Below are 25197 nucleotides of genomic sequence, written 5' to 3' on the forward strand. Positions count from 1 at the left end.
AGGGAGCCTACGTATTTTTGTCCCTAGCGAGCGCAGCGAGTGTTAATGCGTTTGTTATACCGCCTACACCACACCTTGCTCAAAATTGGGTAATGCATCCAACTGATTAACCCATTGAAGTTGAGACTCACAATAAATATTGATTGCTGGTTTAATATCCGGAGCCTTGTCTATTGAGCCCAGGTATAAAATCTTTAGGCCAGCAAGTTTAGGATTTTGATTGTAAATCGGCGTACCGCAATGCTCACAGAAACTTTTAGAAGCGTTTTCTGACACTTGCACAGTTTTCAATGAGCCACTTTTTAAAATAAAATTTTCACTCGGAACAACTGCATATGTTGAAAATGCACTTCCATTCATTTTGCGGCAAAGATTACAGTGACAATTAACAATAGCTCTAATTTCATCCGATGAGCTAAATTGAACACTCTGACAGTTACAACTTCCTTCCATGAAATATCCTTTAAGATGAACAAGCGGTATAACTTTCCAATAACGGGCGCAGACATGTGGGGCATAATGGCGAAGCCGCCCCGCGTGTATGCGTCCCAGCGAACGCAGTGAGTGTGTTAATTGGGTTGTTAGCTGCCATTGTTAAATTGAAAAATGATAGCATATACGCTAGCATGTAAACCATGAATAAAGTAGTTATTGACACCAGTGTACTTATTAGCGCCCTGATTGGCAAAACAGGGCCAGCCCGAGAAGTGATAAGGCAATGCTTGTTGGGGGATTTAAAGCCGCTGATTAGCACGACCTTATTCTTGGAGTACGAAGCAGTAAGCAAGCGAGACAAAATTAAAGAATTGTGCCCGCTTACCGAGGACGAAGTGAGCGAGTTGCTAGCAGCATTTTTTAGTGTTTGCGTATGGGTTCAGATACATTATTTGTGGCGGCCAAATTTAAAAGATGAAGGCGATAACTTTCTTATAGAGCTTGCATTGGCAGGAAATGCCGAGAGCATTATTACGAATAACCTAAAAGACCTGAAAAATGCGGAATTACAATTTGATGGTTTGAAAGTGTTAGCGCCTGAAGATTATTTGAGAGGAGTTTAATATGTCCACTTTAACTGTACGTCTACCAGACGATAAGCATAATCGATTGAAGGCTTTGGCAGCGCATAAAAAGTTGAGCTTAAATAAATTGATAGAAGAATTGTCTACGCAAGCGATAGCTGAATTTGATACTGAGGTAAGATTTAAGGCGATTGCTGCTACTGGAGACAAAAAGAAAGGTTTGGAACTTCTAGATAAGCTTGATTCACACTTTGGCAGCTAACACTAAGCTTTGGGGCGCTAGCACGTGGGCTAAAATCCGAACGAAGTGAGTCAGCCCACGTGTTAGCGTCCCAGCGACCGAAGGGAGTGCCAACAGCGTTTTGTTAGGCGTACAACTGAAAGTACGCAGCTTTGCTGCCACCACTAGCCAAATAGACCGCATATTTAAATTAGTGAATTTGAGATAAAACAACCCTGTGTGAAAAGCCAGATGTTAACGGCATTGCTGGATAAAAGAGCGAGTTTAGAAAGTTGGTGATGCAGAATGTTGGCGTTGCGGTGTTGATAAAAAGCGCGTTGCTAAAGACGTTGAAACTACCGAAAAAGTAAGCGGTAAAGACAACCTAGCGAAACAGCCTTGATGTCTGAATGTCACGTCTAAACCCACTTTTTTATGCTGTAAGTAAATGACGCCTAACTTTTAAATAAGGGGCGCAGACGCGTGGGCTAAAATGCGAAGCAGCCCACGTGTATGCGTCCCAGCGAACGCAGTGAGTGACTTAATTTTTTTGTTAGGTGACATGCCTATAAAACGCCCTCAAATACTAATGTTAAAATAACAGCTAATAAGCCAGCAGGCACGCAATAGATAAAAAGTTTAGCGCGAAACAATGCTGATTTTTGAAGCTTTTCATCGTTAAATTGGGGAAACAAAATGGGTAAAAAAGAAAATGTAATTCCTGCCACAAACTTGTCGTTACTATACTGTTCTCGGTGCGCCCAAAAAGAGAACTGGTTAAATATTGCGGAAACAACCCCAACAAAAATAAACAGAGCTCCAAGATAAAGAATGACTAACGAAGCGGTATTCTCAATCACACCGGTCACCTAACACTAAGCTTTGGGGCGCTAGCACGTGGGCTAAAATCCGAACGAAGTGAGTCAGCCCACGTGTTAGCGTCCCAGCGACCGGAGGGAGCGCCAACAGCGTTTTGTTAGGCGTACAAAGGAACGTACGCAGCGTTGCTGCCACCACTAGCCAAATAGACCGCATATTTAAATTAGTGAATTTAAGATAAAACAACCCTGTGCGAAAAGCCAGATGTTAACGGCATTGCTGGATAAAAGAGCGAGTTTAGAAAGCTGGTGATGTTGAATGTTGGCGTTGCGATGTTGATGAAAAGCGCGTTGCTAAAGCCGTTGAAACAACCGAGAAAGCTAGCCGCGAACACGGCCTAGCGAAACAACCTTGATGCTGGAATGTCACAACTGAACCAACATTTTAATGCTGTAAGTAAATGACGCCTAACTTTTAAATAAGGGGCGCAGGCACGTGGGGCATAATGGCGAAGCCGCCCCGCGTGTATGCGTCCCAGCCTGCGTAGCAGGCGACTTGATTTTTTTGTTAGGCATGTTCGTCCACAACCTTCAGTTGCGATATGTCTATAACCCTTACATGTGTTTGGTAATAGTATTTACCAGTAGGCTTGCCATCTGATAAAAATGCAATCTTAACCCGCTGAGCCTTACCATTAACTACTATTGCTTTATTTAAAAAATATTCCTGCGGCGGCATTCCATATTTAGCTGATAATTGTGAAATTACTTTTGGGTGTAGAGCGACTGTTACTGCTCTCTGATCACGATAGTCTTTTTCAGTATTTAAATAGACATATTGCCCTTGGCTACCAGTTGCGACTATTTGAAGAGTGTATTGACCAGGAACACCTTTGGGCGCTGAATCTGCCGCGGCCTTTATTATTTCCATCGGATCTGAGAACGTAGATGTAGTGTGCGAGGTTGTGGAAGTGCAACCAGCGAGTAAGAAGATAAAAGCTAAAACAACATTTTTCATAATTTATTTCCTTATAAATGCCTAACTTTAAGCTAAGGGGCGCTAGCATGTGGGCTAAAATCCGAACGAAGTGAGTCAGCCCACATGTTAGCGTCCCAGCGACCGAAGGGAGTGGCTTGAGCGTTTTGTTAGGCGTACAACTGAAAGTACGCAGCTTTGCTGCCACCACTAGCCAATTAGCCAGCTTGTTTAAATTATTGAATTTAAGATAAAACAACCCTGTGCGAAAAGCCAGATGTTCACGGCAATGCTGGATAAAAGAACGAGTTTAGAAAGCTGATGATGCAGAATGTTGGCGTTGCGATGTTGATGAAAAGGGCGTTGCTAAAGCCGATGAAACTACCGAAAAAGCAAGCCGTAAAGACAACCTAATGAAACAACCTTGATGCTGGAATGTCACGGTTAAACCCACTTTTTTATGCTGTAAGTAAATGACGCCTAACACCCCAAGAAGGGGCAATTACACGGGGGCTATAATAAGGAACGAAGTGACGGGAGCCCACGTGTTATTGTCCCGCTTACTTGGCTTGTTATAAGGGCTTACCACTGATGCGTAGTTGCTACTACAACTGCTGCAAGATAGTTTGCAAACCCAATAGCTCTAATCGCTCTTTCATTGAAAATTGGTGTAGCTGCTTCTTTCTCTGTCTTAAATACAAGTTGTGCTGGCGGAATATATTTGTACAAAAAACTTTGGTACTTAACTATTAAGAATTCCATATGTCGCGGAATGAAAGCCAGCCAAGAACCAAACACAACAAAAGCGACTATGCGCCAAGTTACCTCTTCCATTTAAGAGCCTTATAACGCTAAGCTTTGGGGCGCTAACATGGGGCTATAATCGCGAAGCGGCCCCGTGTTAGCGTCCCAGCGACCGGAGGGAGTGCCAACAGCGTTTTGTTATGGCTTTTTCCCTGGGGGTTTTGGCTTGGGCAAATTGTGGTTTCTAACATTACGAGGTCCCGGCGGTGGCGGCGGAGGTGGCGGTTGTTTGGACATATTTTACCTCTTAAGTTAAAGCCATTATTTTTAAAACGATGGTTGCAATTAAAGCTAGAAACAAACTAACGCTCAACGCCCTTACCGTAAAGTAAAGTTGCTCGGAGCGATAGTCATTATTTTTGGCATTGAAGGAGCCATATTCTGTGTAACTTTCTAAAAGGAATTTATTGAAGTAAGACTTAACAAAATCTTCTTTTTCATCAAACTCTGCGTAAGTTGACTCTAGAGTCTGGTAGTAGTTTTGTATGTCTTTAGCCGTAGGCATATACTGATCGATCAGTCCCGACCAGCAATTTTTAAAATGATAGCACGCAATAAATAACGAAATAGATGCAAAGAATAGGAGTATATAGAAAACGAAGTTTTCACAAGTAGTGAAAGAGTTTGTGTCAAAATTAAACACATATGAAATAAGCCCGAAAATGGCGACAATGACTGCCATGGGTAGGTTCAGACGAGCATTAATTTTTTCCCTTCGCTCTATCTCAAAAAGATACATCTTTTCATAAAGCTTTAAATTTTCATCATTTTTCAATTTAAATCATCCTTGAGCCATAACACTTTACTAGACCCCAAAACGGTCTGTCTAAACACACCATCATGGGGTTTTTAATTTTATCAATTTTGTTAGATTACCCTCTAACTTCTCATAATAAAACAATAAATTTAAATGGTGTTTTTTGCTCATGAGTTAAAAGTACCAAAATGGTGTGTTAGGTGGGAGAGGTGTACTTCACGCATGCTCAGTAAAAACTATGCTTGTAGTCAGTTATGTTTCCGAAAGGCTTTAGATACGCTGTTTTTATTTTTTGAGTATGTATGCGGTCTAATTTCTTAACCATTTTATACAACCATATGATGATGAAGCGCTATGCTAAGCGCACTATTCAAACCTACCTTACATGGATTTCAGACTACATCCGGTTTCACAATATGGTACATCCGAAAGAGCTCGACGCAGTTCATGTGGAAGCGTATTTAACCTACTTATCAACAAAGCGTAAAACCGCACAATCTACCCAAGCTACGGCATTGAATGCATTGGTTTTTCTCTACAACAAGTTTCTAGAACAGCCTTTGCCTGAAGACATGAATTTTGTCGGCAGTGGTCGCGAGCGCAAGCTTCCTGTGGTGTTAACGCAAAACGAGGTAAAAGCGTTGCTATCCCGTGTCAGTCAAAACCACTATTTAGCTGTTGCAATGCTGTATGGAAGTGGTCTTCGTTTAATGGAGTGTGTACGTTTACGTGTTGGCGATATCGACTTTGACTATAAGTGCGTTCGAATTTGGTTTGGAAAGGGTGGAAAACATAGAGTTGCTACATTATCGGAAGCCTTATTACCTTTGTTAAAAAGTCACATCTCTCATGCCGAAAGCCTTTTATCTCACGATCTCAACGTTAATGACTTTGCGGGTGCATGGATACCTCATGGATTGCGTAAAAAATACAAAGATAGAAATAAAACCATGGAGTGGCAGTATTTATTTCCTTCGGCAAAATTAAGTATCGATCCAGAAAGTAAACTGCTACGACGGCATCATATCGATGAGAAGCAAATTCAACGTGCGGTTTCTCGTGCTGCTCACGACGCAGGTATTATTAAACACGTTACACCGCATACACTTCGTCATTCATTTGCCACGCACTTATTGCAGTCGGGTGCTGATATTCGCACTGTGCAAGATCAGCTAGGTCATGCCGATGTGCGCACTACGCAAATCTATACGCACATTTTGCAGCAAGGTGGCAATGGTGTGGTAAGTCCGTTGTCGAATCTTGTTTTTTAAACTCACTATTTCAGATATAACAAAAAAGGGCCCGAAGGCCCTTTCAAAAACTTAGCTATCCAAGCGCTAATCCAAGTGCTTAGTCAAACGCTTATACGCGTTCAAATACAGTAGCAATACCTTGGCCTAATCCAATACACATGGTCGCTAAGCCTAGCTCTACATCTTGCGATTCCATCAGATTAATCAAGGTACCTGAAATACGAGCACCTGAACACCCTAATGGGTGGCCTAATGCAATAGCGCCGCCGTTAAGGTTAATTTTATCATCCAGGTTATCCATCCAGCCTAACTGCTTAACGCAAGATAGTGCCTGAGCAGCAAACGCTTCGTTAAACTCGGCCAACTGAATGTCGTCCATCGTTAAGCCTGCGCGTTTAAGTGCTTTTTGTGTTGCCGGTACGGGGCCGTAACCCATAATAGCGGCGTCACAACCTGCTACTGCCATTGCGCGAATTTTCGCACGTGGCGTTAAGCCTAGCTCTTTCGCTTTATCGGCAGACATAAGCAGCATGCCTGATGCACCGTCCGACAGCGCCGAAGATGTACCCGCCGTTACCGTACCGTTTACAGGGTCAAATACGGGGCGAAGCGCCGCCATACTTTCTGCTGTACTTTCAGGGCGAATAACTTCGTCATGACTAATTAGCTTAAGCGTACCGTCTGCGTCGTGACCTTCCACAGGCACAATCTCGTTAGCCCAGCGGCCTTCAAGGTGTGCTTTGTGTGCTAGCTGGTGAGAGCGTGCGCCAAAGGCGTCCTGCATTTCACGGCTAATTCCGTTTTGACGACCAAGCAGCTCTGCCGTCATACCCATCATGCCCGATGCTTTTGCGGTATATTTTGCAAGGCCAGGGTGGAAGTCGATGTTGTAGTTCATCGGTACGTGACCCATGTGCTCAACACCACCAATCATGTAAATGTCACCACGGCCGCTCATAATGCCACTTGTGGCATCGTGAAGGGCTTGCATTGAAGAGCCACACAAACGGTTAACGGTTACCGCACCTGTGGTGCGTGGAATTTGTGTAAGCAGCTGTGCGTTACGTGCAACGTTGAAGCCTTGTTCTTTGGTTTGCTGTACACAGCCCCAAATAATATCTTCTATGTCAGCTGGGTTTACATTTGGGTTGCGCTCTAATAGCGCAGTCATTAGTGCAGCAGAAAGGTCTTCTGCACGAACATGTCTAAATACGCCACCCTTAGAGCGTCCCATAGGGGTGCGTACGCAATCGATTACTACGACGTCTTTCATTTATATTCTCCTAAGGATTAAGCGAAGTAAGATTTACCTTCAGCGGCCATCTTGCGAACGCCATCTGAAATTTGGTAAATCGGGCCAAGGTCAGCGTACTTGTCTGCAAGCGCTACAAAGTTTGCTAATCCCATTGTTTCAATCCAACGGAAAACACCACCGCGGAACGGCGGGAAGCCTAAGCCGTAAAGTAGCGCCATGTCTGCTTCTGCAGCACTGTCTACAATACCTTCTTCTAGGCAGCGAATAGCTTCATTAGCCATCGGCACCATAAGGCGAGCAATAATGTCTTGTGCGTCAAAATCTTTCTTCTCAGAAACGATAGGAGCTAACAGACTATAGGTTTCATCGGCAGCCACTTTCGTTGGCTTACCACGCTTGTCTTTGCCGTAGTTATAAAACCCTTTGCCGTTTTTCTGGCCTAAACGCTTTTCTTTATAAAGTACGGTCACTGGGTCATCGCCAAGGCGTGCCATACGCTCAGGAATGCCAGCAGCCATAACGTCAGCCGCGTGATCGCCGGTATCAATACCTACTACATCCATAAGATAAGCAGGGCCCATTGGCCAACCGAATTGTTTTTCCATTACTTTATCAACGGCGACAAAGTCTGCGCCATCAAGCAATAGTTGGCTAAAGCCAGCAAAGTATGGAAACAATACGCGGTTAACTAAAAAGCCTGGGCAGTCGTTCACTACAATAGGCGTTTTGCCCATGCGTAGTGTTGTTGCCACAACAGCATTAATGGTGTCTTCAGACGTTTTCTCACCGCGAATAATTTCAACAAGCGGCATGCGGTGCACTGGGTTGAAGAAGTGCATACCACAGAAACGCTCTGGCTTATCTAAGCTTTCTGCTAGCTGGTTAATGGAGATAGTTGATGTGTTAGAGCAAATGATGGCGTCGTCGGCAACGTTTTGTTCTGTTTCTTTAAGCACTATCCCTTTTACTTTCGGGTTTTCTACTACCGCTTCAATAACTAGGTCAGCATCTTTTATGGCGCTGTACTCAAGGGTTGGCGTAATGGCGTTCAGTGTTTTCGCCATTTTAGACGCGTCTACTTTGCCACGCTGCATGCCTTTACCTAGAATACTGGCCGCTTCATTAAGGCCAAGGTCTAACGCATCGGTGTTGATATCTTTCATCACTACCGGCATGCCTTTTACTGCGCTTTGGTAAGCAATACCGCCGCCCATAATACCAGCGCCAAGTACCGCATTTAGCTTGATGTCTTTCTTGTTGGCTTTGGCTTGTTTCTTGCCCTTGCTTTTTACTAGCTGATCGGCAAGGAAAATACCAATTTGCGCTTTTGCTGCATCGGTTTTCGCAAGGGCTACAAAGCCTTCATTTTCAACTTTAAGTGCGCCGTCACGGTCCATGCTGGCCGCTTTTTGTACGGTTTCTACCATTTTGTGTGGCGCAGGATAATGTTTACCTGCTTGTGCAAACACCATGGCTTGCGCGGTAGAGAAGCTCATAGTGGCTTCGTTTTTATTCAGTTGAAGTGGCGCTTTCTTCTGAGCACGACGAGCGCCCCAGTTAAGGTCGCCTGATACTGCATCTTTGAGCATCGATAGCGCGCTTGTTGCGAGAGCTTCTGGTGCCACTACCGCATCAACAGCGCCTTCGGCCATTGCTTTGGCTGCTTTTCTGTCGCGGCCCGTTGTCATCCACTCCAGTGCATTATCGGCACCAATAAGGCGTGGTAAACGCACTGTGCCACCAAACCCAGGCATAAGGCCCAGTTTTACTTCTGGCAAACCTATGCTTGCTGTCGTGTCAGCAACGCGAAGGTCACAGGCTAGCGCCATTTCACAACCGCCACCAAGTGCAAAACCGTTCACCGCTGCAATTGTAGGGAAAGGCAAATCTTCAAAGCGATCGAATACTTGTGAGGTGTTAGCCACCCACTCTAGTACTTCTGCATCGTCCATGGCAAAAAGGCCAGTGAACTCGGTAATATCAGCACCAACAATAAAGGTGCTTTTTGCTGAGCGAACTACTAAGCCTTTTACGTCGCCTTTGGCAACGAGCGCTTTGGTTGCTTCGTCAAGTTCAGATACCGTTTGACGGTCAAACTTGTTTACTGAACCTTCAGCATCGAATACTAGCTCAGCAAAGCCGTCATCTAGCGGACTGACGGAAAGACTTTTGCCTGTGTATATCATTATCATCTCCTTCGGCATTGGCCAGGATGTTAGTAAATTAAATCCAACTGTGTCGTAGGGCAGTATCAATTTACCAACGCGTTAAGGTGGCTACAGGTTTTACAAAGCCACACAAAATTCCAACAAAAATTCAAACTTCTGTTTCAATGTGTCATAAGGTAGTGGTCGGATGACTTAAATTCAAGAGTAAATATCGAATTCACGCTTCATTTCGGTGTTGGTGGTTGTATAATGAGCATATTCAGCGCAAAGCGCCAATCCAATATAAGAATAAACGGCAATAAGTCTTCCTATGTTTGTAAAGCATTGCTAACGATGTAAAACATGATTAGGGGCAGTCGGCACAACATCTTCAACGGCATGGAGCCAATCTGTTAACCCGCATTACACAGCTTTTACTAGGTATTTACAGGGCGTAGTAAAAGCATTAATTAGGTGCGTAAGAAGCACTTATATGGTCATCATAGCAACATATGCTGCTCGTGGGCGTTCACGGCGATTCATACAGGTAAGGTATAACGAGCAACTCAACGTTTTTCACGTTAGTGCAAAGCAGGTTGAGTTCAATACAAGATAGGGGGCTTTTTGTGTCTACATCTCTTCGTTGGTCGCGTTTGTTTCGTCTTCGCGACACTGCTGTTAGTCTGCATCCTTTGCAAGCTACTAAAATAGTGCGGCCCAGTCTTTTATCACATTGCGCAACGCTATTGCTTTGTATACTGTCACCATCTTCTTTGTATGCTGCTCAGCACAATACACAGTCTCAAGCGCTCACATTACCGCACGATATCTACGCTGAAAAACGCCAGCAGTTTCTCACTTTAGAAGAAAAACTTCGCACTTACTCCCGTCGTCGTATTAACGATTTCAACGGCGAAATTTATGCACTGGCCGATTATCCACTTTACCCTTATTTACTGCGTTTGAAATTAGAGCGCACTATGTCCATTAACACAAAACGCGATGTAGAGCAGTTTCTGCACGATTACCACGAACAGCCAGTTAGCTATGGCTTGCGTTATCAGTGGCTCAACTATTTGGCAAGCCGCAATCATCAACGGGCATTTCTTGACAGTTACCGCAGCGGAATGGGCGCCAAACTTACCTGTACTTCACTAAACTATCGCTTACAAAATGGCGAGCCTGCAGAACAAGTGTTACGAGATGTAGACACCCTTTGGCTACATGGTCAATCTCAACCCGATGAGTGCGATCCGCTCTTTGTAAAGTGGAAAAAGGCGGGGCTAATGTCGCCAGCTATGGTAATAAAGCGTATTGAAATTGCGGCTAAAGAGAAAAACAGGCGCATCATTCCTTACCTAAAGCGTCAACTTCCTGCTAGTGACCAGTACATTGCAGATATCTGGCTATCGGTTACGCGCAATGTCAGCAGTGTGCAAAAAAAAGGGCTATTCCCGCTAAAGAACAAACAAAGCGAAATAGAAGCGCTGGTGTGGTCTCTCGAAAAACTGGCGTGGCAACAGCCAACCCTCGCGGCAGAGGTTTATGCTCGATACGAACATAAAGGGATATTTTCAGCAGCGCAGCGCCATGTCATAAATCGTGCAATTGCGCTTAGCTATACATTAGAGAAGTCGCCACAGGCACATGATTGGTTGGAGAAGGCACATGCACCTGGCGCTAGTGACGATATAACGCTATGGCATGTAGCACACCTTCTTCGTACTAAGCAGTTCGATGAAGTCGTCCGCATTATTGAGAGCGCGCCAGAGACGTTGAAAAATAAAGCTAACTATCGCTACTGGCTTGCCCGGTCGCTAGAACAGTCGGGGCAGCCCATGCGCGCTACCGTGCTGTATCAACTGTTAGCAAAAGAGCGTCACTATTATGGCTTTATGGCAAGTGCGCATATTAACGCCTCACCATCGTTAAAAAATAATCCTGCACCGAAAAATAGTAGCGCTATTGCAAAGCTTGCCGTTACACCGGCTACTCTGCGAGCGGTAGAGTTTTTTCGCCTCAACCGATCTACCGAAGCAAGACGAGAGTGGTATTACTTGTTAAGTCACATACCGAACGGTCAAATAACTGACGCAGGGATATTGGCCTACGAGTGGGGATTATACGATCAGGCAATTAGCAGTTTTGCGAGAAGTGGCTATTGGGATGACGTAGAGCGTCGTTTCCCTCTCGCCTTTAATGACGTTTTCAGTGAAAAGGCAGAGGCGCACAATATTTCTACCTCTTTTGCGATGGCTATAGCTCGGCGAGAGAGTTCGTTTAGAAGTGATGCTGTATCGCCTGTAGGCGCGGCTGGCTTAATGCAATTAATGCCCGGTACGGCAAAATATGTAGCGCAAACCAAAGTAAGTCAAAGTCAGCTTTTTGATGTCAATGATAACGTAGAATTCGGCGTGCAGTACTTGCGTTATCTGATGGATAAGTTAGATAACAACCCAGTACTGGTATCGGCCTCTTACAATGCTGGATGGAGAAAGGTGTTAGAGTGGCTGCCCGTGAACGAAGCGCTGCCGGTGGATATCTGGATTGAAAATATCCCTTATAAGGAAACCCGCGCCTACGTAAAAGCGGTAATGGCATATCAACATATCTACGAGCAGCAGCTTGGTAGCAGTAACAATATCTTTCCTCAGCTAACTTCGGATATGATCCCATCGGCAGACGCTGTGAGTACACATCCAGTAACGGGGGTTATGCAGTTAGCGCCAAAATAGAAGCGCTGTCATATTTTTAGATAGAAGCATTGCCCAACCTTGGCAATATTGTCACGGAACAAAGAATACATTCACTGCCTAGCGTTTTGCTATCTAAGGTTAGTTGGTAGTGCCATATTTGATTTGGCTAGGATCCAGTTTCGGATGGTATGTGTGCTAAGAACCAGTGTGATTGGGCTTTAGTCGGCAGGTAGACACTTTCGTACTGCAGTTAATCGTAGGAGTATCAATAAGAGCAAAGGCTCATGATAAACTCCTCATTGAGTCAATTTCAGTAAAGTAACAAAAAACTCAGTTTTGAAAGCACGGTCATTTATTAACATGATAAACAATAGCACTATGCTAAAAAGCTAGGTATTCAACAACAAAGCATTACAAAACTAACAACGAATAAGATAAGAGGGGCTATGTCGCACCATAAATTAACCTACGAACAGCATATAGAAGAGTTACAAGCTAGAACACGCGAAGCATTGCAGCGTGAAGGACTCGACGGACTAGTCATTCACTCAGGCCAAGGCAAGCGTTTATTTTTAGATGATAACCACTATCCATTTAAAGTGAACCCGCAGTTTAAAGCGTGGTTGCCGGTAATTGATAACCCTAACTGTTGGTTGGTCGTTAACGGTGAAGATAAGCCAACACTTATCTTTTATCGCCCTGAAGACTTTTGGCACAAAGTGCCGCCTGAGCCCAACGATTTTTGGACAGACAGCTTTAACATTGTACTGCTACAGCAAGCCGACGCAGTAGAAAAGCACCTTCCGTATGACAAATCTCGTATGGCGTATGTTGGCGAATACATTGAGGTAGCGAAAGCCCTTGGCTTCGATAACGTGAATCCAGACAGAGTGCTGCATTACTTACACTATCAACGCGCTTACAAAACAGATTACGAGCTAGACTGTATGCGTGAAGCCAACAAGCTTGCCGTGGCCGGCCATCGAGCTGCAGAACAAGCGTTCCGCGAAGGCAAGAGCGAGTTTGATATCAACTTGGCGTATGCTGCTGCATGTAGGCAGGGCGATAACGACGTGCCCTACACCAGTATTGTTGCACTTAACGAGCACGCGTCTATTTTGCACTACATGCAGTGCGACAATATTGCACCAAAAGCATCCCGCTCGTTTCTTATTGATGCGGGCGCCACTTATAACGGTTACGCGGCTGATATCACTAGAACCTATAGTCAAAACTCATCACTATTTACAGATTTGATAAAAGCGGTAGACAAGGTCACGCTAACACTAGCTGATAGCTTGAAGCCTGGAGTGGCATATACCGATATTCACCTACTGGCCCACGACGGTATTGCTCAAATTCTTCACGACACAGGTGTAGTTAACTTAAAGCCTCAAGATATTGTAGAAATGGGGATAACACGTACTTTCTTCCCTCATGGTATTGGTCACTTCCTTGGGCTTCAGGTACACGATGTCGGCGGGCTTGTGAATGATGACAGAGGCACGCCCAAAACGGCGCCAGAAGATCATCCGTTTTTACGCTGTACTCGTGTAGTCGAGCCTCGTCAGGTATTTACTATTGAACCAGGGTTGTATTTTATTGACAGTTTGCTTCGCGACTTAAAAGCAACGCCAGCGTCAAAATACATCAACTGGGACACAGTGGATGAGTACAAGCCATTTGGCGGTATTCGTATTGAAGACAATATTATTGTGCACCGTGATAAGAACGAAAATATGACGCGGGAACTCGATCTCAATTAAACGGCATAGTCATAAACAGTAAAAAAGAGCAGCGATTCGCTGCTCTTTTTGGTTGCTGTACATGGGCATGAACAGCTGTAACCGAGTTAGCTAGCCCCTTTTGATAAGCACGTTGGAAGCGTAAATCTATGTTTGACACCAGTATTATCAACCTACTTATTGTTGTTACCATCGCGGGTCTAGCTATGCCAGCAGGGGCCGTGCTGGCAACCTATGAGCATATTCAGCCACAGTGGCGAGAGCAGGAGATACGGCATGGAATTATAGCTTTAGGAGCTGGGGCCTTGATATCGGCGGTAGGGCTTGTGCTTGTACCGAAGGGAGTAGAGAATTTACCTCTTTTTGCAGCCATAGCGTGCTTTATCTGTGGCGCACTTGCGTTTATGTTCCTTGATATTTACTTAGCGAAAAAGAAAACCGCGGGCAGTCAGTTTGCGGCCATGCTAAGTGACTTTGTGCCTGAGTCTATAGCATTAGGTGCAACTGCCGCGCTTGGTGGCTCTACCATGCTGTTGGGCGCGTTAATTGTGGTACAAAATTTACCTGAAGGGTTCAATGCTTATCGTGAAATGGTGCCGAAAAATAAAAAGCGCAGCACAAAGTTAATTTCTATCTTTGTGATAATGGCATTGCTGGGGCCCATTTTCAGCTTAGTGGGCTACTTCTATTTGGCACAGTTTCCTGTCATCACTAGCGGCATTATGGTGTTTGCTGCGGGTGGCATTTTGTATTCGGTTTTTCAGGATATTGCACCGCAAATACGGGTGGAAAATCATTGGCTACCGCCGTTAGGGGGGATATTGGGTTTTCTGGTTGGCATTATCGGGCATATGCTGGATGGGTAACGACATAATTAAAAACGACATAACTAATGGCTACCCTGTTATACCCAATAAGCAACCCTATCTGCTGGTAATCGCGAATGGATTCTATTGACTAACTAGTCCGCTCTACTGACATATAAGCCAGTGAAATTAATGCGTCTTTGTATTGCGAATCTGGAATAGACGCTAGGCTTTCTATCGCCATATCAACTTCGTTTTGTGCGCACTGTCTAGTGTAATCCAGTGCTCCCGTGGCTTCCATTATCCCTTGAATACGCGTGAGGTGAGCTAAGCCATTACTCTGCTCAATGGCGTCTCGAATAAGCATTTTATCATCGTCGTTCTGGGCATGCCACATGGCGTATAGTAAGGGCAGGGTGGGTTTGCCTTCGGCTAGGTCATCACCTGCGTTCTTACCCATTTCTTCACTGTCTGCCATGTAGTCAAGCAAATCGTCAGCTAGCTGAAAAGCGGTGCCCAAGTGCTTACCGTATTCTTGCATGGCGTGTTCAATGGCCTCGCTTTGGTCTGTTAATACTGCGGCAAGTTGTGTGGCAGCTTCAAACAGGCGGGCCGTTTTACCATAAATAACGTCAAAATAACGGGCCTCGGTTGTGTTGGCGTCGTTGCAGTTCATAAGCTGTAGCACTTCGCCTTCGGCAATCTGGTTCGTCGCTTCAGACAAAATCTGCATGACTCGCATGCGCTTAAGGCTCACCATCATTTGAAATGAGCGGGTATACAAAAAATCGCCAACCAATACAGATGCTTGGTTACCAAAAACCGCGTTTGCGGTTTCCCGTCCTCTGCGCATAGTCGATTCATCAACAACATCATCGTGAAGTAACGTCGCGGTGTGAATAAATTCAACGATAGCCGCCAGCGTATGATGGTCGTTGTTTTCAATCCCCATTGCTCGCGCGCTAAGTACCGTTAGAAGAGGGCGTAAGCGCTTACCACCGCTATTAACAATGTAAAAGCCAAGCTGATTGATAAGTGCAACGTCGGAGTCTACTTGTTCTTGAATCAGTGTGTTGACTGCTTGCATATCGTCGCTAGACAGTGCGCGAATTTGGTCTATATCCATAGGCATGGCAATAAATACTTACTCTTACTATTGGTGCTGTGTTGAGGGCGATTGTACCTTAATGCCACATACTATCCACCAAATTGTCCCAAAAAATCACAGTTTAACGCATTTGAAATGTAAAGGTTAAAACTGCGTTGCGTAGCAATTTAATACGCACGGTTTGCCCTTGAAGATTCAAATGCTTATATCAGCGCTTGCCGTGCCCTATCGCAATATTCATATGGTGTTGATTCAAGCCGTCCTCTTATAAAATACTGAGGAGCCACACCATCTGCACAGCGCACATTCATGATGCTCTCTTTGCAGTAACATCAAATATTGTTAAATTTGCAGGTTTCGCAATGTTTCTTGTCGAAATAGGTTGTTTTCTTACTTTTTCCAGCACTAAAGAAAGCATAGACGCCTAACTTATCATTACTTTTCTTTATGGCACGTGCACTCACAAAATCACATTGCTACTAGCTTAATTAGTCCTAACATTATCGAAACGTGGCTGCGCGTCGTCGTACCCAGCTATGAGTCGGGATGTCTCTTAGTTGAAATTGAGCTCTTGGTGCCAATAGACACGCTGCCTCAGTGCGTTCTTAGATACAAAAACGAACGAAGTAAAAACGATCGCCAGAACTTATATGTGACAGATTCGAGATAAAACACAGTGTAAATACAACGCCATGTCATATTTTTTGCATTTTTTATCCATATTGATGTGATTGAAGCTGCATCAAATAAGCAATTGAGGCATAATCCAACTCATGTTGGAAAAATAATCATTTTTTCTACGAATCGGGCTTGTGATTTACAGATGTTTCACGTAGAATTTGCGCCCTGTTTTTTGAATTGACGCGTCAGTGGACGCAGAGCGGAGTTAACTATGTACGCGGTTTTCCAAAGTGGCGGTAAACAACACCGTGTGGCCGAAGGCCAAACCGTTCGTCTTGAAAAAATCGAAGTAGCCCCAGGCGAAACGGTTGAATTTGACAAAGTTTTAATGGTAAGTAACGGTGACGATGTAAAAATCGGCACACCAAACGTTGCTGGTGGTAAGGTGACTGCAGAGGTGGTAACACACGGTCGAGGCGATAAAGTAACTATCGTTAAGTTCCGTCGTCGTAAGCACTCTCGCAAGCAAGCTGGTCATCGTCAGTGGTTCACGGAAGTGAAAATCACTGGTATCAACGCATAAGAGGAGCACGAACACATGGCACACAAAAAAGCTGGTGGTAGTACCAAAAACGGTCGTGATTCAGAAAGTAAACGCCTAGGTGTTAAGCGCTTTGGTGGTGAATCTGTTCTTGCTGGTAACATCATTGTTCGTCAACGTGGTACACGCTTCCACGCTGGTGACAACATGGGTATCGGTAAAGACCACACGTTGTTTGCACTGAAAGACGGCAAAGTTCAGTTCGATGTTAAAGGACCGAAAAACCGTAAATTTGTAAGCATCATTGGCGAGTAGGCTTTACGCTAACTAGCTAAGAAAGATTTCAAAAACCCCGCGTTTGCGGGGTTTTTTGTTTTATGAGACCTCATATTCATGCTTCGATATCGCACATACACACATAGCGGTATTTGCACTGAGTATATAAGCGTCAATTGTTTTTATATCCTTTAGTTTGCTACTACGCGAAAGTGGGTATTGTAGTGTAAACTTAAGGTTCCTAGTGTTAAGTAACAACCCAAGGCAACATTGCCCGGAGCGATAAATGAAATTTGTAGATGAAGCTGAAATTCGTGTTGAAGCCGGCGATGGCGGAAACGGCGTTATTGGCTTTAGAAGGGAAAAATACGTACCTAAAGGTGGCCCGGATGGCGGCGACGGTGGTGACGGTGGCAGCGTATTCTTAGTTGCTGATGAAAACCTAAATACATTGATCGATTATCGTTTCGAGCGATTTCATCGTGCTGAGCGGGGCAAAAATGGTCAAGGTTCCGATTGCATCGGTAGAAAGGGCCAAGATCTCAATGTCAGTGTTCCGGTGGGTACGCGCGCTACCGATATAGACACCGGTGAGGTCCTTGGCGATCTTACGCGACATGGTCAGCAGCTAAAGGTGGCTCAGGGTGGTTTTCACGGTCTTGGTAACGCACGCTTCAAAAGCAGTACTAACCGAGCACCACGCCAAAAAACAAACGGCACGCCGGGTGAAATTCGCAATTTAAAACTTGAGCTAATGCTGCTTGCAGACGTCGGCCTACTAGGTATGCCAAATGCAGGTAAATCTACGTTTATTCGCTCAGTGTCTGCTGCTAAACCAAAGGTAGCCGACTACCCGTTTACTACGTTGGTACCGAATCTTGGTGTTGTCCGTCAAGATGCACAGCGCAGCTTTGTTGTTGCCGATATTCCTGGATTAATAGAAGGGGCTGCTGAGGGAGCTGGTTTAGGTATTCAGTTCTTGAAGCATCTAGAACGCTGCCGTATTTTATTGCACGTGGTAGATATATTCCCCGTTGATGAAACCGACCCAGCAGAAAATGCCCGAGCTATTGTGCAAGAACTTGAAAAATATAGCCCTAAATTAGCTGAGAAGCCGCGCTGGCTCGTGTTTAATAAGGTCGACCTCCTACTCGAGGAAGAAGCCGAGGAAATTTGTCAGAAGGTTGTGGACTCGCTAGAGTGGAATGGCCCAGTATATCAAATATCGGCATTCCAAAAGCTTAATCTTGAGCCGCTTTGCCGCGATGTGATGGACTTTATCGAAACCCTTCCTGCTGAAGTTGAGGAAGAAGGTGACAAGAAGGACGTTGAGTTTAAGTGGGATACCTATCACCGGAATACCCTCGAAGCTCATGATGATTTGGTTGATGACTTAGACGACGATGGAGATTGGGACGAAGACGACTACGATGTGGACGTAGAATACCGTCGCTAAGCTAACTCTAGGTCATCACGTCCTTGTATTCAATAGCGAAAAAGCACGATGATTGTCGTGCTTTTTTGTACATGTAATTCAGTAACTGTTTGCTTGTAGTGAGATATTGATGAAAATAGCAATGATAGCCGCAATGGCAGAAAATCGTATTATCGGCGCCGATAACGACATGCCGTGGCATTTACCTGCAGATTTAAAGCACTTTAAGTCTGTAACATTGGGCAAGGCGGTCATCATGGGCAGAAAAACCTATGAGTCTATAGGGCGCGCGTTACCTGGCAGACCCAATATTGTAATGACCAGTAACAAGGAATATACGCTGGCAGACGCCACTGTAGTGCACACTCAAGCTGAAGCATTAGAAGCGGCAAAGGTGCTTTCTGCCGATAATATCAATGAAGTTATGGTTATCGGTGGCGGTACTATTTACGATGCATTTTTACATGAAGCTACCACGTTGTATTTAACCTTTATCGACTTACAGGTAAGCGGTGACACTCAGTTCCCTGACTTTCACGCTAATGGAAGCTGGATAGAAACGCAAAGAGAGTCACACGAGAGCGATGAAAAGAATAAGCATGCTTATACCTTTGTTACCTTTGAGCGTGACGGCAAGTAGGTTGTCATTGGCGGTCTAATTCGCAGTAATGTCGCCGCTGATTCAGAAAAATGCAGAACCCACCTACTTTTGTTGAGGCGTTAACGGAACCAAGGTAATGAAAAAAGCACTTAGGTAAAAACACGCTTCAAAAAATTGACGCTATAAAACAAAAATGCCGAGATCATTATTTATAATAAGCTCGGCATTTCCCTATCATTTTATTCTCGTGTGCTAGCTCACGTTTGAGTAGCAGATTGGGGTTATTTTATTTGATCAAATAAGCTTTCAAGAGTCAGCCCTTGATGGCTGAGCATGTCACGTAATCTGCGTAACGCTTCTACTTGTATTTGACGAACACGCTCTCGTGTAAGCCCTATTTCGGCACCAACATCTTCTAATGTAGAGGGTTCGTAACCTAATAGACCAAAGCGTCGTGCGAGTACTTCTCGTTGCTTAGGATTGAGTTCTTCAAGCCATGTAACAATGTTGCCTTTAATATCGTTATCCTGAAGTGTCTCTTCAGGGCTGAATTCTCTGTCATCGGCAATGATATCGAGGAGCGCTTTATCATTTTCACCACCAATGGGGGTGTCCACCGATGTAATACGCTCATTCAGGCGCAGCATTTTAGTCACGTCTTCTACTGGCTTGTCTAGCGCCAACGCTATTTCTTCAGCCGTTGGTTCATGATCAAGCTTCTGCGAAAGCTCTCTCGATGCACGCAGATAAACATTTAACTCTTTAACCACATGTATGGGGAGACGGATCGTTCGTGTTTGATTCATAATGGCGCGTTCGATAGTTTGTCTTATCCACCACGTTGCATACGTAGAGAATCGAAAACCTCTTTCTGGGTCAAATTTTTCGACAGCGCGGATTAGGCCTAAGTTACCTTCTTCAATAAGGTCGAGAAGTGCAAGGCCGCGGTTGTTATATCTTCGTGCAATTTTTACCACTAGGCGAAGATTGCTAACAATCATTCGTTTGCGGGAGGCTTCGCAGCCTTTGAGTGAACGGCGAGCAAAATAGACTTCTTCCTCTGCGGTAAGCAGCGGCGAGAAGCCTATTTCACCTAAATACAATTGTGTTGCATCTAAATTTTTCGGCTGCTCGTTTTTGTTGAAAACGGCGTCATTACTTTCAGCATCAATATCGTTAGAGACTATTTCATAGTCTTTAACATCTTCTAGTACATCAATGACATTTAAGTCATCTTGAGATTTTGATTCTAAGGCTTTATTTGACTTACCCATGGTGAATCTCCTGCTTTAAGGTTTACCTTATGACATTTCTCCTTTGTCTTTTATTATTATTATTTATTTTTTTTATGTTAGTTTTTTGGCAGATATCTCAATGGGTTTAAAGACTTCCCGCGATACCTCACTTCAAAATGAAGCTTTACCGAATCAGTGCCGCTACTACCCATTGTGGCTATTTTTTGACCAGCATACACCCATTCTCGCTCTTTTACCAAAATGGTCTCGTTGTATGCGTATGCGCTTAAGAATGTATCGGTATGTTTAATAATGACTAACTTACCGTATCCTCTAAGTGCGTTACCAGAGTAGACGACTTTACCGCTTGCAGCAGCGACTATCTTGCTACCTCGTTCACCTGCTACATTAATTCCTTTATTTCCCGATTCCGCCTTACTGAAAGTACCGACAAGCTTACCTTCTGCTGGCCAAACCCACTTTTCTACTTTGTCTGGAAATGTCTTTGGCGCTGTCTTTTTGACAATGCCTGTCGACTTCTTGACGGCAGTATTATTTTGTGCTTTAACATCCTGTTCACGTTCAACATACGCCTGCGGTTTCGGTGGGTCAATGACTCTTTTGTCTAATGAGCGTGAGGTCGGATCTGTAGACCGAGTGGTCGTAACATTCGAACGCGTAGTGGAAGAGGGGGGGGTAACTGGCGCTGTTAGTCTTAGTTTTTGACCAGGGAAGATGGTGTAAGGCTCTGAAATATCGTTGAATTTTGCTATGTCTTGGTAGTCGTTTCCAGTAAACCACGCTACGGCAAATAAGGTGTCCCCTGGGCGTACTTCATACGTGCTAGCAGTATACGTTTCACTACCACTTTCTACTTGGCTATTTAGCAACACGACGGGCGCGGGAGCAGTTCTTCCCGCGCAGCCGATGATTAGTGTTAATAGTATGTAAATAAAAGGGTGGCGGTAAAAAGTGCTTGTCATTTTATCGCAAAATTAAATACGCAATACCGGCTAGAACAACCGCTGCCCAGCCGAGTATTTCAACGTATTGCCTCAGTTTTTGTTCCATTGGGGCGCCTCCCCACCGCATCAGTCCCGCGACTAAGAAGAAGCGCGCACCCCGCCCTACGGCAGAAGCAAGAACAAATGGCAAAAACGCCATCTGCAGAAAGCCTGCGCTGACGGTAAAGATTTTATAGGGGATAGGCGAGAAGCCAGCTAAGAATACTATCCATACCCCGTAGGTTTCAAACCATCCAGTAGCGGTGTCTATTCTATGTGTGTAACCCCACTTTTCGATAAGTGGTGCTAACCAAGCTTCAAAGGCAAAGTAACCCAGCCAGTAACCAGCAATTCCGCCAACAATGGAGGCTATGGTGGTAATGAAGGCGAATTTCCATGCTTTATGAGGTTGCGACATTGCCATAGGCGCAAGCATTACGTCGGGAGGTATAGGAAAGAACACCGATTCAGAAAAGCTTAAACCACCGAGGTATTTGGATGCATGCTTGTGTTTAGCCCATCGCAAGGCCATGTCGTAACATGGCTCAAAAATTTTCACATTAGGTCTCCTGCAACCAAGGGTACAAATCGAACCGATTCTATTGTGGTGGTTTGCAACTCACCATCAACGCGGTCGATACAAAGAAGCGATTGCTGTTCGTTTCCAACGGGAATAATGAGTCTGCCACCCTCTTTCAGTTGGTCACATAGGGACTGGGGTAAGCTAGAGGCGGCGGCGGTGACAATAATGGCATCGTATAAACCCTTAGATTCCCAGCCTTTCCAGCCGTCACCATGCTTCATGGCGATGTTGTGAAGGTTCAGTTGATTCATGCGCCGCTTCGCGTGGAACTGCAAAGACTTGATGCGCTCAACGCTAAACACCTGATTAAAAAGCTGTGCCAAAATCGCAGTTTGATAGCCCGAACCAGTGCCAATTTCCAGAACCCGTTCTGGCTTATTCGGGCTCTCTAATAGAAGTTCAGTCATTTTCGCTACAATGTAAGGCTGCGAAATGGTCTGCCCCTGACCGATGGGAAGGGCTGTGTTTTGATATGCTTTATGTTGCAATGCGTCTGGAAGAAACGCTTCCCTCGGCGTGCCAGCAATAGCATGTAACACAGCTTGTGAACGTATTCCTTCGTTATAAAGCAGTTGCGCTAATGCGTCTCCTTTTCTAGAAGCTCTCATGATGTTGCGTACTTTCCTATGTTGTTAGTTTTGGCAACGCTAGTGATGATATATCACACGTCTGTTATGCTGCGACAGGCGCAAACACTTTTTTTAAACTCGGTTTATGGGGGACAGCGTTTCTACACATTCACGCAACACCGATGTTGCAAAACACCCGCTAGGTAAACCAAATGAAATAGTAAATGAATCGCCTTTACTCTGCCATGTTAAGTCTGAAGGCCAAATCTTAATGGCACGTCTCTCTTGTTCAAACCCACATTCGCTTAGAAAACTTGTTACTTCAGGATGAGCTGCTGCTACGGTATGTTCAATATTTGCTGCATCCTCTTCAGTGGCAAGTTTGCCTTTACCCCACAGTGGGGCAGAGGGGCTTACATCCTTTGCAACGTATCGAGATTGACTTTGTTCTTTATCGCCACGGTTGATAAAAAAGCTATTTGAGCCGGACAGGATCAGTGCGTCACCCGTAATGGCCGTATCAAACACATTCTGTTCTAGGCGCTGAGAAAGCATTTCATTAAATAGCCAGCTGCGAAGGGCTGACAGTGCCATAGAGCGTTTGTTTCTATGACGTATGGTTTCGCCGTTTATCATGCGTTCGGCCATCACCAAGTTGCCGCCGCGCTGTACTTCACCCATGTCGTTTAAGCGCATAACGCCAAAACGTTGCTCTCCGTAGTAGTTGGGAACGCCGTGAGTTGCAATGTCTTCGAGACGCTCTGTAATGGCTTCAGGGTGCACCACTTGTCTAAGGGTAATGGTGAAGTGGTTACCCTTTAGTTGGCCCGTACGCAGCTTCTTATTGTGCCGAGACTGCTTTATCACTCTTACCCCTTCCAGATCCCAGTCACTAAAATCAAAATCTTCCACACCCGGTGCGTGTATGCCAAACCACTGCTGTGTAACGGCATATTTATCTTTGCGACCCGCGTAGCTTATTTGTCTAAGCGGTAGGTCGACAAACTTGGCCAATTGCTCAGCAACAAAAGCAGTATTGGTGTTAGTTTTTTCAATAAAGATGAACTGATGTTCGCCTTCACCGCATGGCTCGTAGCCTAAGTCCTCAACGACTTGAAAATCATCTGCTTGAAACTTAAAAATGCCGGTGGAGACGGGTTTGGCAAAGTAATAGTGCCAGTGTTCGGTATCTAATGGTTTCATGCTTTTTTTAATAACACCACGGCGTGTGATGCAATCCCTTCTTTTCTGCCTGTATATCCAAGCTTTTCTGTTGTGGTGGCTTTAACGTTAATGTCGTCGATATCAACATGACAGTCTTCTGCAATCCGTGCACGCATTTCATCGATGTATGGCGCCATCTTTGGCGTTTGCGCCACAATGGTCATGTCGGCATTCGACACCTCATAGCCCTTATCTCGCGCTACACTAACAACGTGCCTTAGTAGCACTCTGCTGTCTGCGCCAGCATAGTCATCGTCGGTATCTGGAAAATGCTTTCCAATATCGCCAAGTGCCGCAGCGCCCAATATGGCATCGCAGAGCGCGTGGAGTAATACGTCTCCGTCGGAGTGTGCAACTAGCCCCTGAGTGTGCTCTATACTAACGCCACCAATGGTGATGGGGCCTTCGCCACCAAACTTGTGTACGTCAAATCCGTGTCCTATTCGCATGCAAAAGGTGCCTTTAATTTTTGATGTAGATAGAATTCTGCTAATGGTAGGTCCGCCGGGTGCGTAATTTTAATATTCGCCGGACTGCCATTGACCATACCCACTCTGTATCCCGCATACTCCATGGCCGACGCTTCGTCTGTTATCTCAACGCCGTCGGATAAACCTTTCTCCAACGCATTTAGCAGTAGGGATGCTGGAAATAGCTGTGGTGTTAAAGCATGCCATAAATTGGCTCTGCTTTCAGTGTGAGACACCACGCTTAGTGAAGAGTTAGCAGGGCTATTAGAGCATTCTTGATTTGAAACGGCTCTTTTCATTGTATCTCGTACCGGCGTGGCAAGAATGCCGCCAGTCACGGTACTGTCGTTAATCACATTAAGTAGCGCAGAAATATCGTCTTGTGACACGCAAGGACGTGCTGCATCGTGAACAAGTGCCCATTCATCACCGTGTAATGCTTTAATGCTGTTTAGCACGCTATCTGCTCGTTCCTTGCCGCCCTGCACAACACTAACCCGCTCATCGCTCGTCAGTGTAAGCGTAGGAAAGTAAGCATCATCAGGGCTAACAGCAAGTACAACGCGGCTGATATCACTGTGAGTTAATAATGCAGTTAGGGTATGCTCTAATATGGTTTTGCCCGCAATGGTAAGGTACTGTTTTGGGCGGTCGGCTTGCATTCTGCTGCCAACGCCTGCTGCGGGAATAACCGCGATAACACGGGGCTTTGTTATTCTATTCATTTCGTGTCTGCAGGCAGAATTCGGTAAAAGGTTTCTCCCTGCTTAATTAGGCCAAGCTCATTTCTGGCACGCTCCTCTATTGCTTCTAAGCCAATTTTTAAATCGTTAATATCAGCGTTTAACAGTGCGTTTCGTTGAGATAGGTTGGCATTTTGAAGGGCCTGTATTTTAACTTCCGTCTTGCGACTGTAATAATCAGGAATGCTGTTTTTACCGAACCAAAGTCGGTACTGCAGAAGTCCAAAAAATAATAACAGCACAATGGGAAGCCATTTACCTTTTAACACACGTTCACCTGACAGTTAATTG

26 protein-coding genes are annotated in these 25197 nt (G+C 44.9%); 10 read left to right on the forward strand and 16 right to left on the reverse strand.

The genetic code is table 11. The features are described 5' to 3' along the window. Nucleotides 1–63 precede the first annotated feature (63 nt). Entirely contained in the window at nucleotides 64–453 is a 390-nt protein-coding gene (locus tag ACOJR9_RS02870; protein WP_420934859.1) for a GFA family protein, read from the reverse strand. 182 nt (nucleotides 454–635) lie between these two features. Here ACOJR9_RS02870 and ACOJR9_RS02875 point away from each other — a divergent pair, with 182 nt between their 5' ends. Next, a complete protein-coding gene (locus ACOJR9_RS02875) occupies nucleotides 636–1058 on the forward strand; it encodes a putative toxin-antitoxin system toxin component, PIN family (protein ID WP_420934863.1) in 423 nt (140 codons plus the stop codon). Nucleotide 1059: 1 nt separating this feature from the next. Continuing rightward, nucleotides 1060–1281: a toxin-antitoxin system HicB family antitoxin gene (locus ACOJR9_RS02880; RefSeq protein WP_012517112.1), complete on the forward strand. Its 222-nt coding sequence runs from the start codon at nucleotides 1060–1062 to the stop codon at nucleotides 1279–1281. A 524-nt stretch (nucleotides 1282–1805) separates the two neighbouring features. Here ACOJR9_RS02880 and ACOJR9_RS02885 read toward each other — a convergent pair. The 4 genes from ACOJR9_RS02885 to ACOJR9_RS02900 all read right to left on the reverse strand — a co-directional run bounded on the left by ACOJR9_RS02885 (nucleotide 1806) and on the right by ACOJR9_RS02900 (nucleotide 4612). Continuing rightward, nucleotides 1806–2099, reverse strand: a complete 294-nt coding sequence (locus ACOJR9_RS02885) for a hypothetical protein (protein WP_420934898.1) — start codon at nucleotides 2097–2099, stop codon at nucleotides 1806–1808. Nucleotides 2100–2625: 526 nt separating this feature from the next. Next, the gene (locus tag ACOJR9_RS02890; protein ID WP_420934899.1) at nucleotides 2626–3075 is read right to left on the reverse strand and encodes a hypothetical protein; all 450 of its coding nucleotides are present in this window, start codon (nucleotides 3073–3075) and stop codon (nucleotides 2626–2628) included. 540 nt (nucleotides 3076–3615) lie between these two features. After that, a complete protein-coding gene (locus ACOJR9_RS02895; RefSeq protein ID WP_420934900.1) occupies nucleotides 3616–3867 on the reverse strand; it encodes a hypothetical protein in 252 nt (83 codons plus the stop codon). 217 nt (nucleotides 3868–4084) lie between these two features. Then, complete coding sequence (locus tag ACOJR9_RS02900) at nucleotides 4085–4612, reverse strand: hypothetical protein (RefSeq protein ID WP_420934901.1); 528 nt, start codon at nucleotides 4610–4612, stop codon at nucleotides 4085–4087. Between the two features lie 284 nt (nucleotides 4613–4896). Here ACOJR9_RS02900 and ACOJR9_RS02905 point away from each other — a divergent pair, with 284 nt between their 5' ends. Beyond that, on the forward strand, nucleotides 4897–5865 hold the full coding sequence (locus ACOJR9_RS02905) for an integron integrase (protein WP_420934902.1): 969 nt from the start codon (nucleotides 4897–4899) through the stop codon (nucleotides 5863–5865). Nucleotides 5866–5956: 91 nt separating this feature from the next. Here the strand turns inward: ACOJR9_RS02905 and fadA are convergent, their stop codons facing one another. Together fadA and fadB are read right to left on the reverse strand one after the other, a co-directional pair. Continuing rightward, nucleotides 5957–7120: an acetyl-CoA C-acyltransferase FadA gene (gene fadA, locus ACOJR9_RS02910; RefSeq protein WP_269519405.1), complete on the reverse strand. Its 1164-nt coding sequence runs from the start codon at nucleotides 7118–7120 to the stop codon at nucleotides 5957–5959. 17 nt (nucleotides 7121–7137) lie between these two features. Beyond that, nucleotides 7138–9288, reverse strand: coding sequence for a fatty acid oxidation complex subunit alpha FadB (fadB, locus tag ACOJR9_RS02915; protein ID WP_420934903.1), 2151 nt, complete (start codon nucleotides 9286–9288; stop codon nucleotides 7138–7140). Between the two features lie 587 nt (nucleotides 9289–9875). On the opposite strand from fadB, the gene ACOJR9_RS02920 reads away from it, so the two are divergent. The 3 genes from ACOJR9_RS02920 (at nucleotide 9876) to ACOJR9_RS02930 (ending at nucleotide 14556) form a co-directional block, all read left to right on the forward strand. Beyond that, nucleotides 9876–11984, forward strand: coding sequence for a transglycosylase SLT domain-containing protein (locus tag ACOJR9_RS02920; RefSeq protein ID WP_420934904.1), 2109 nt, complete (start codon nucleotides 9876–9878; stop codon nucleotides 11982–11984). Between the two features lie 407 nt (nucleotides 11985–12391). Continuing rightward, entirely contained in the window at nucleotides 12392–13711 is a 1320-nt protein-coding gene (gene pepQ / locus ACOJR9_RS02925; protein ID WP_420934905.1) for a Xaa-Pro dipeptidase, read from the forward strand. A 128-nt stretch (nucleotides 13712–13839) separates the two neighbouring features. Beyond that, a complete protein-coding gene (locus ACOJR9_RS02930) occupies nucleotides 13840–14556 on the forward strand; it encodes a ZIP family metal transporter (RefSeq protein ID WP_420934906.1) in 717 nt (238 codons plus the stop codon). A gap of 91 nt (nucleotides 14557–14647) precedes the next feature. Here the strand turns inward: ACOJR9_RS02930 and ispB are convergent, their stop codons facing one another. Continuing rightward, nucleotides 14648–15622 (reverse strand): octaprenyl diphosphate synthase, encoded by a 975-nt coding sequence (gene ispB / locus ACOJR9_RS02935; protein ID WP_420936025.1) that lies wholly within the window; start codon nucleotides 15620–15622, stop codon nucleotides 14648–14650. An 874-nt stretch (nucleotides 15623–16496) separates the two neighbouring features. Here ispB and rplU point away from each other — a divergent pair. The 4 genes from rplU (at nucleotide 16497) to folA (ending at nucleotide 19117) form a co-directional block, all read left to right on the forward strand. Next, complete coding sequence (rplU, locus tag ACOJR9_RS02940; protein WP_032095642.1) at nucleotides 16497–16808, forward strand: 50S ribosomal protein L21; 312 nt, start codon at nucleotides 16497–16499, stop codon at nucleotides 16806–16808. Between the two features lie 15 nt (nucleotides 16809–16823). Continuing rightward, on the forward strand, nucleotides 16824–17081 hold the full coding sequence (gene rpmA, locus ACOJR9_RS02945; protein ID WP_032095643.1) for a 50S ribosomal protein L27: 258 nt from the start codon (nucleotides 16824–16826) through the stop codon (nucleotides 17079–17081). A 247-nt stretch (nucleotides 17082–17328) separates the two neighbouring features. Beyond that, nucleotides 17329–18498, forward strand: a complete 1170-nt coding sequence (gene cgtA, locus ACOJR9_RS02950) for an Obg family GTPase CgtA (RefSeq protein ID WP_420934907.1) — start codon at nucleotides 17329–17331, stop codon at nucleotides 18496–18498. A 109-nt stretch (nucleotides 18499–18607) separates the two neighbouring features. After that, nucleotides 18608–19117 carry a type 3 dihydrofolate reductase gene (folA, locus tag ACOJR9_RS02955; RefSeq protein ID WP_420934908.1) on the forward strand — a complete coding sequence of 170 codons (510 nt, stop codon included), beginning with the start codon at nucleotides 18608–18610 and terminating at the stop codon, nucleotides 19115–19117. A gap of 242 nt (nucleotides 19118–19359) precedes the next feature. Here folA and rpoS read toward each other — a convergent pair whose 3' ends face one another. The 8 genes from rpoS to ftsB all read right to left on the reverse strand — a co-directional run bounded on the left by rpoS (nucleotide 19360) and on the right by ftsB (nucleotide 25175). After that, nucleotides 19360–20352, reverse strand: a complete 993-nt coding sequence (gene rpoS, locus ACOJR9_RS02960; RefSeq protein ID WP_420934909.1) for an RNA polymerase sigma factor RpoS — start codon at nucleotides 20350–20352, stop codon at nucleotides 19360–19362. A gap of 77 nt (nucleotides 20353–20429) precedes the next feature. Continuing rightward, entirely contained in the window at nucleotides 20430–21296 is an 867-nt protein-coding gene (locus tag ACOJR9_RS02965; protein WP_420934910.1) for a peptidoglycan DD-metalloendopeptidase family protein, read from the reverse strand. Nucleotide 21297: 1 nt separating this feature from the next. Continuing rightward, nucleotides 21298–21876, reverse strand: a complete 579-nt coding sequence (locus ACOJR9_RS02970; protein ID WP_420934911.1) for a YqaA family protein — start codon at nucleotides 21874–21876, stop codon at nucleotides 21298–21300. Continuing rightward, nucleotides 21873–22508 carry a protein-L-isoaspartate(D-aspartate) O-methyltransferase gene (locus ACOJR9_RS02975; RefSeq protein ID WP_420934912.1) on the reverse strand — a complete coding sequence of 212 codons (636 nt, stop codon included), beginning with the start codon at nucleotides 22506–22508 and terminating at the stop codon, nucleotides 21873–21875. Before ACOJR9_RS02975 ends, ACOJR9_RS02970 begins: the two co-directional genes overlap by 4 nt. Nucleotides 22509–22601: 93 nt before the next feature. Next, nucleotides 22602–23672: a tRNA pseudouridine(13) synthase TruD gene (gene truD, locus ACOJR9_RS02980; RefSeq protein WP_420934913.1), complete on the reverse strand. Its 1071-nt coding sequence runs from the start codon at nucleotides 23670–23672 to the stop codon at nucleotides 22602–22604. After that, nucleotides 23669–24142 carry a 2-C-methyl-D-erythritol 2,4-cyclodiphosphate synthase gene (ispF, locus tag ACOJR9_RS02985; RefSeq protein ID WP_420934914.1) on the reverse strand — a complete coding sequence of 158 codons (474 nt, stop codon included), beginning with the start codon at nucleotides 24140–24142 and terminating at the stop codon, nucleotides 23669–23671. The genes truD and ispF overlap by 4 nt, the downstream gene beginning before the upstream one ends. Then, the gene (gene ispD, locus ACOJR9_RS02990; RefSeq protein WP_420936026.1) at nucleotides 24133–24879 is read right to left on the reverse strand and encodes a 2-C-methyl-D-erythritol 4-phosphate cytidylyltransferase; all 747 of its coding nucleotides are present in this window, start codon (nucleotides 24877–24879) and stop codon (nucleotides 24133–24135) included. The genes ispF and ispD overlap by 10 nt, the downstream gene beginning before the upstream one ends. Nucleotides 24880–24884: 5 nt before the next feature. Continuing rightward, nucleotides 24885–25175 (reverse strand): cell division protein FtsB, encoded by a 291-nt coding sequence (ftsB, locus tag ACOJR9_RS02995; RefSeq protein WP_420934915.1) that lies wholly within the window; start codon nucleotides 25173–25175, stop codon nucleotides 24885–24887. Nucleotides 25176–25197: the final 22 nt, after the last annotated feature.

This window comes from Alteromonas ulvae, assembly GCF_048987005.1.
Classification (GTDB): domain Bacteria; phylum Pseudomonadota; class Gammaproteobacteria; order Enterobacterales; family Alteromonadaceae; genus Alteromonas.

Excerpts from the sequence above, each read along its gene's own strand:
- ACOJR9_RS02930 (WP_420934906.1), top strand. The coding sequence starts at position 13,840 with ATGTTTGACACCAGTATTATCAACCTACTTATTGTTGTTACCATCGCG.
- truD (WP_420934913.1), bottom strand. The coding sequence starts at position 23,672 with ATGAAACCATTAGATACCGAACACTGGCACTATTACTTTGCCAAACCC.
- cgtA (WP_420934907.1), top strand. The coding sequence starts at position 17,329 with ATGAAATTTGTAGATGAAGCTGAAATTCGTGTTGAAGCCGGCGATGGC.
- rplU (WP_032095642.1), top strand. The coding sequence starts at position 16,497 with ATGTACGCGGTTTTCCAAAGTGGCGGTAAACAACACCGTGTGGCCGAA.
- ACOJR9_RS02965 (WP_420934910.1), bottom strand. The coding sequence starts at position 21,296 with ATGACAAGCACTTTTTACCGCCACCCTTTTATTTACATACTATTAACA.
- ACOJR9_RS02890 (WP_420934899.1), bottom strand. The coding sequence starts at position 3,075 with ATGAAAAATGTTGTTTTAGCTTTTATCTTCTTACTCGCTGGTTGCACT.
- ACOJR9_RS02880 (WP_012517112.1), top strand. The coding sequence starts at position 1,060 with ATGTCCACTTTAACTGTACGTCTACCAGACGATAAGCATAATCGATTG.
- fadA (WP_269519405.1), bottom strand. The coding sequence starts at position 7,120 with ATGAAAGACGTCGTAGTAATCGATTGCGTACGCACCCCTATGGGACGC.
- ACOJR9_RS02870 (WP_420934859.1), bottom strand. The coding sequence starts at position 453 with ATGGAAGGAAGTTGTAACTGTCAGAGTGTTCAATTTAGCTCATCGGAT.
- fadB (WP_420934903.1), bottom strand. The coding sequence starts at position 9,288 with ATGATATACACAGGCAAAAGTCTTTCCGTCAGTCCGCTAGATGACGGC.
- ACOJR9_RS02905 (WP_420934902.1), top strand. The coding sequence starts at position 4,897 with ATGCGGTCTAATTTCTTAACCATTTTATACAACCATATGATGATGAAG.
- folA (WP_420934908.1), top strand. The coding sequence starts at position 18,608 with ATGAAAATAGCAATGATAGCCGCAATGGCAGAAAATCGTATTATCGGC.
- ACOJR9_RS02975 (WP_420934912.1), bottom strand. The coding sequence starts at position 22,508 with ATGAGAGCTTCTAGAAAAGGAGACGCATTAGCGCAACTGCTTTATAAC.
- pepQ (WP_420934905.1), top strand. The coding sequence starts at position 12,392 with ATGTCGCACCATAAATTAACCTACGAACAGCATATAGAAGAGTTACAA.
- ispB (WP_420936025.1), bottom strand. The coding sequence starts at position 15,622 with ATGGATATAGACCAAATTCGCGCACTGTCTAGCGACGATATGCAAGCA.
- ACOJR9_RS02895 (WP_420934900.1), bottom strand. The coding sequence starts at position 3,867 with ATGGAAGAGGTAACTTGGCGCATAGTCGCTTTTGTTGTGTTTGGTTCT.
- rpmA (WP_032095643.1), top strand. The coding sequence starts at position 16,824 with ATGGCACACAAAAAAGCTGGTGGTAGTACCAAAAACGGTCGTGATTCA.
- rpoS (WP_420934909.1), bottom strand. The coding sequence starts at position 20,352 with ATGGGTAAGTCAAATAAAGCCTTAGAATCAAAATCTCAAGATGACTTA.
- ACOJR9_RS02875 (WP_420934863.1), top strand. The coding sequence starts at position 636 with ATGAATAAAGTAGTTATTGACACCAGTGTACTTATTAGCGCCCTGATT.
- ispF (WP_420934914.1), bottom strand. The coding sequence starts at position 24,142 with ATGCGAATAGGACACGGATTTGACGTACACAAGTTTGGTGGCGAAGGC.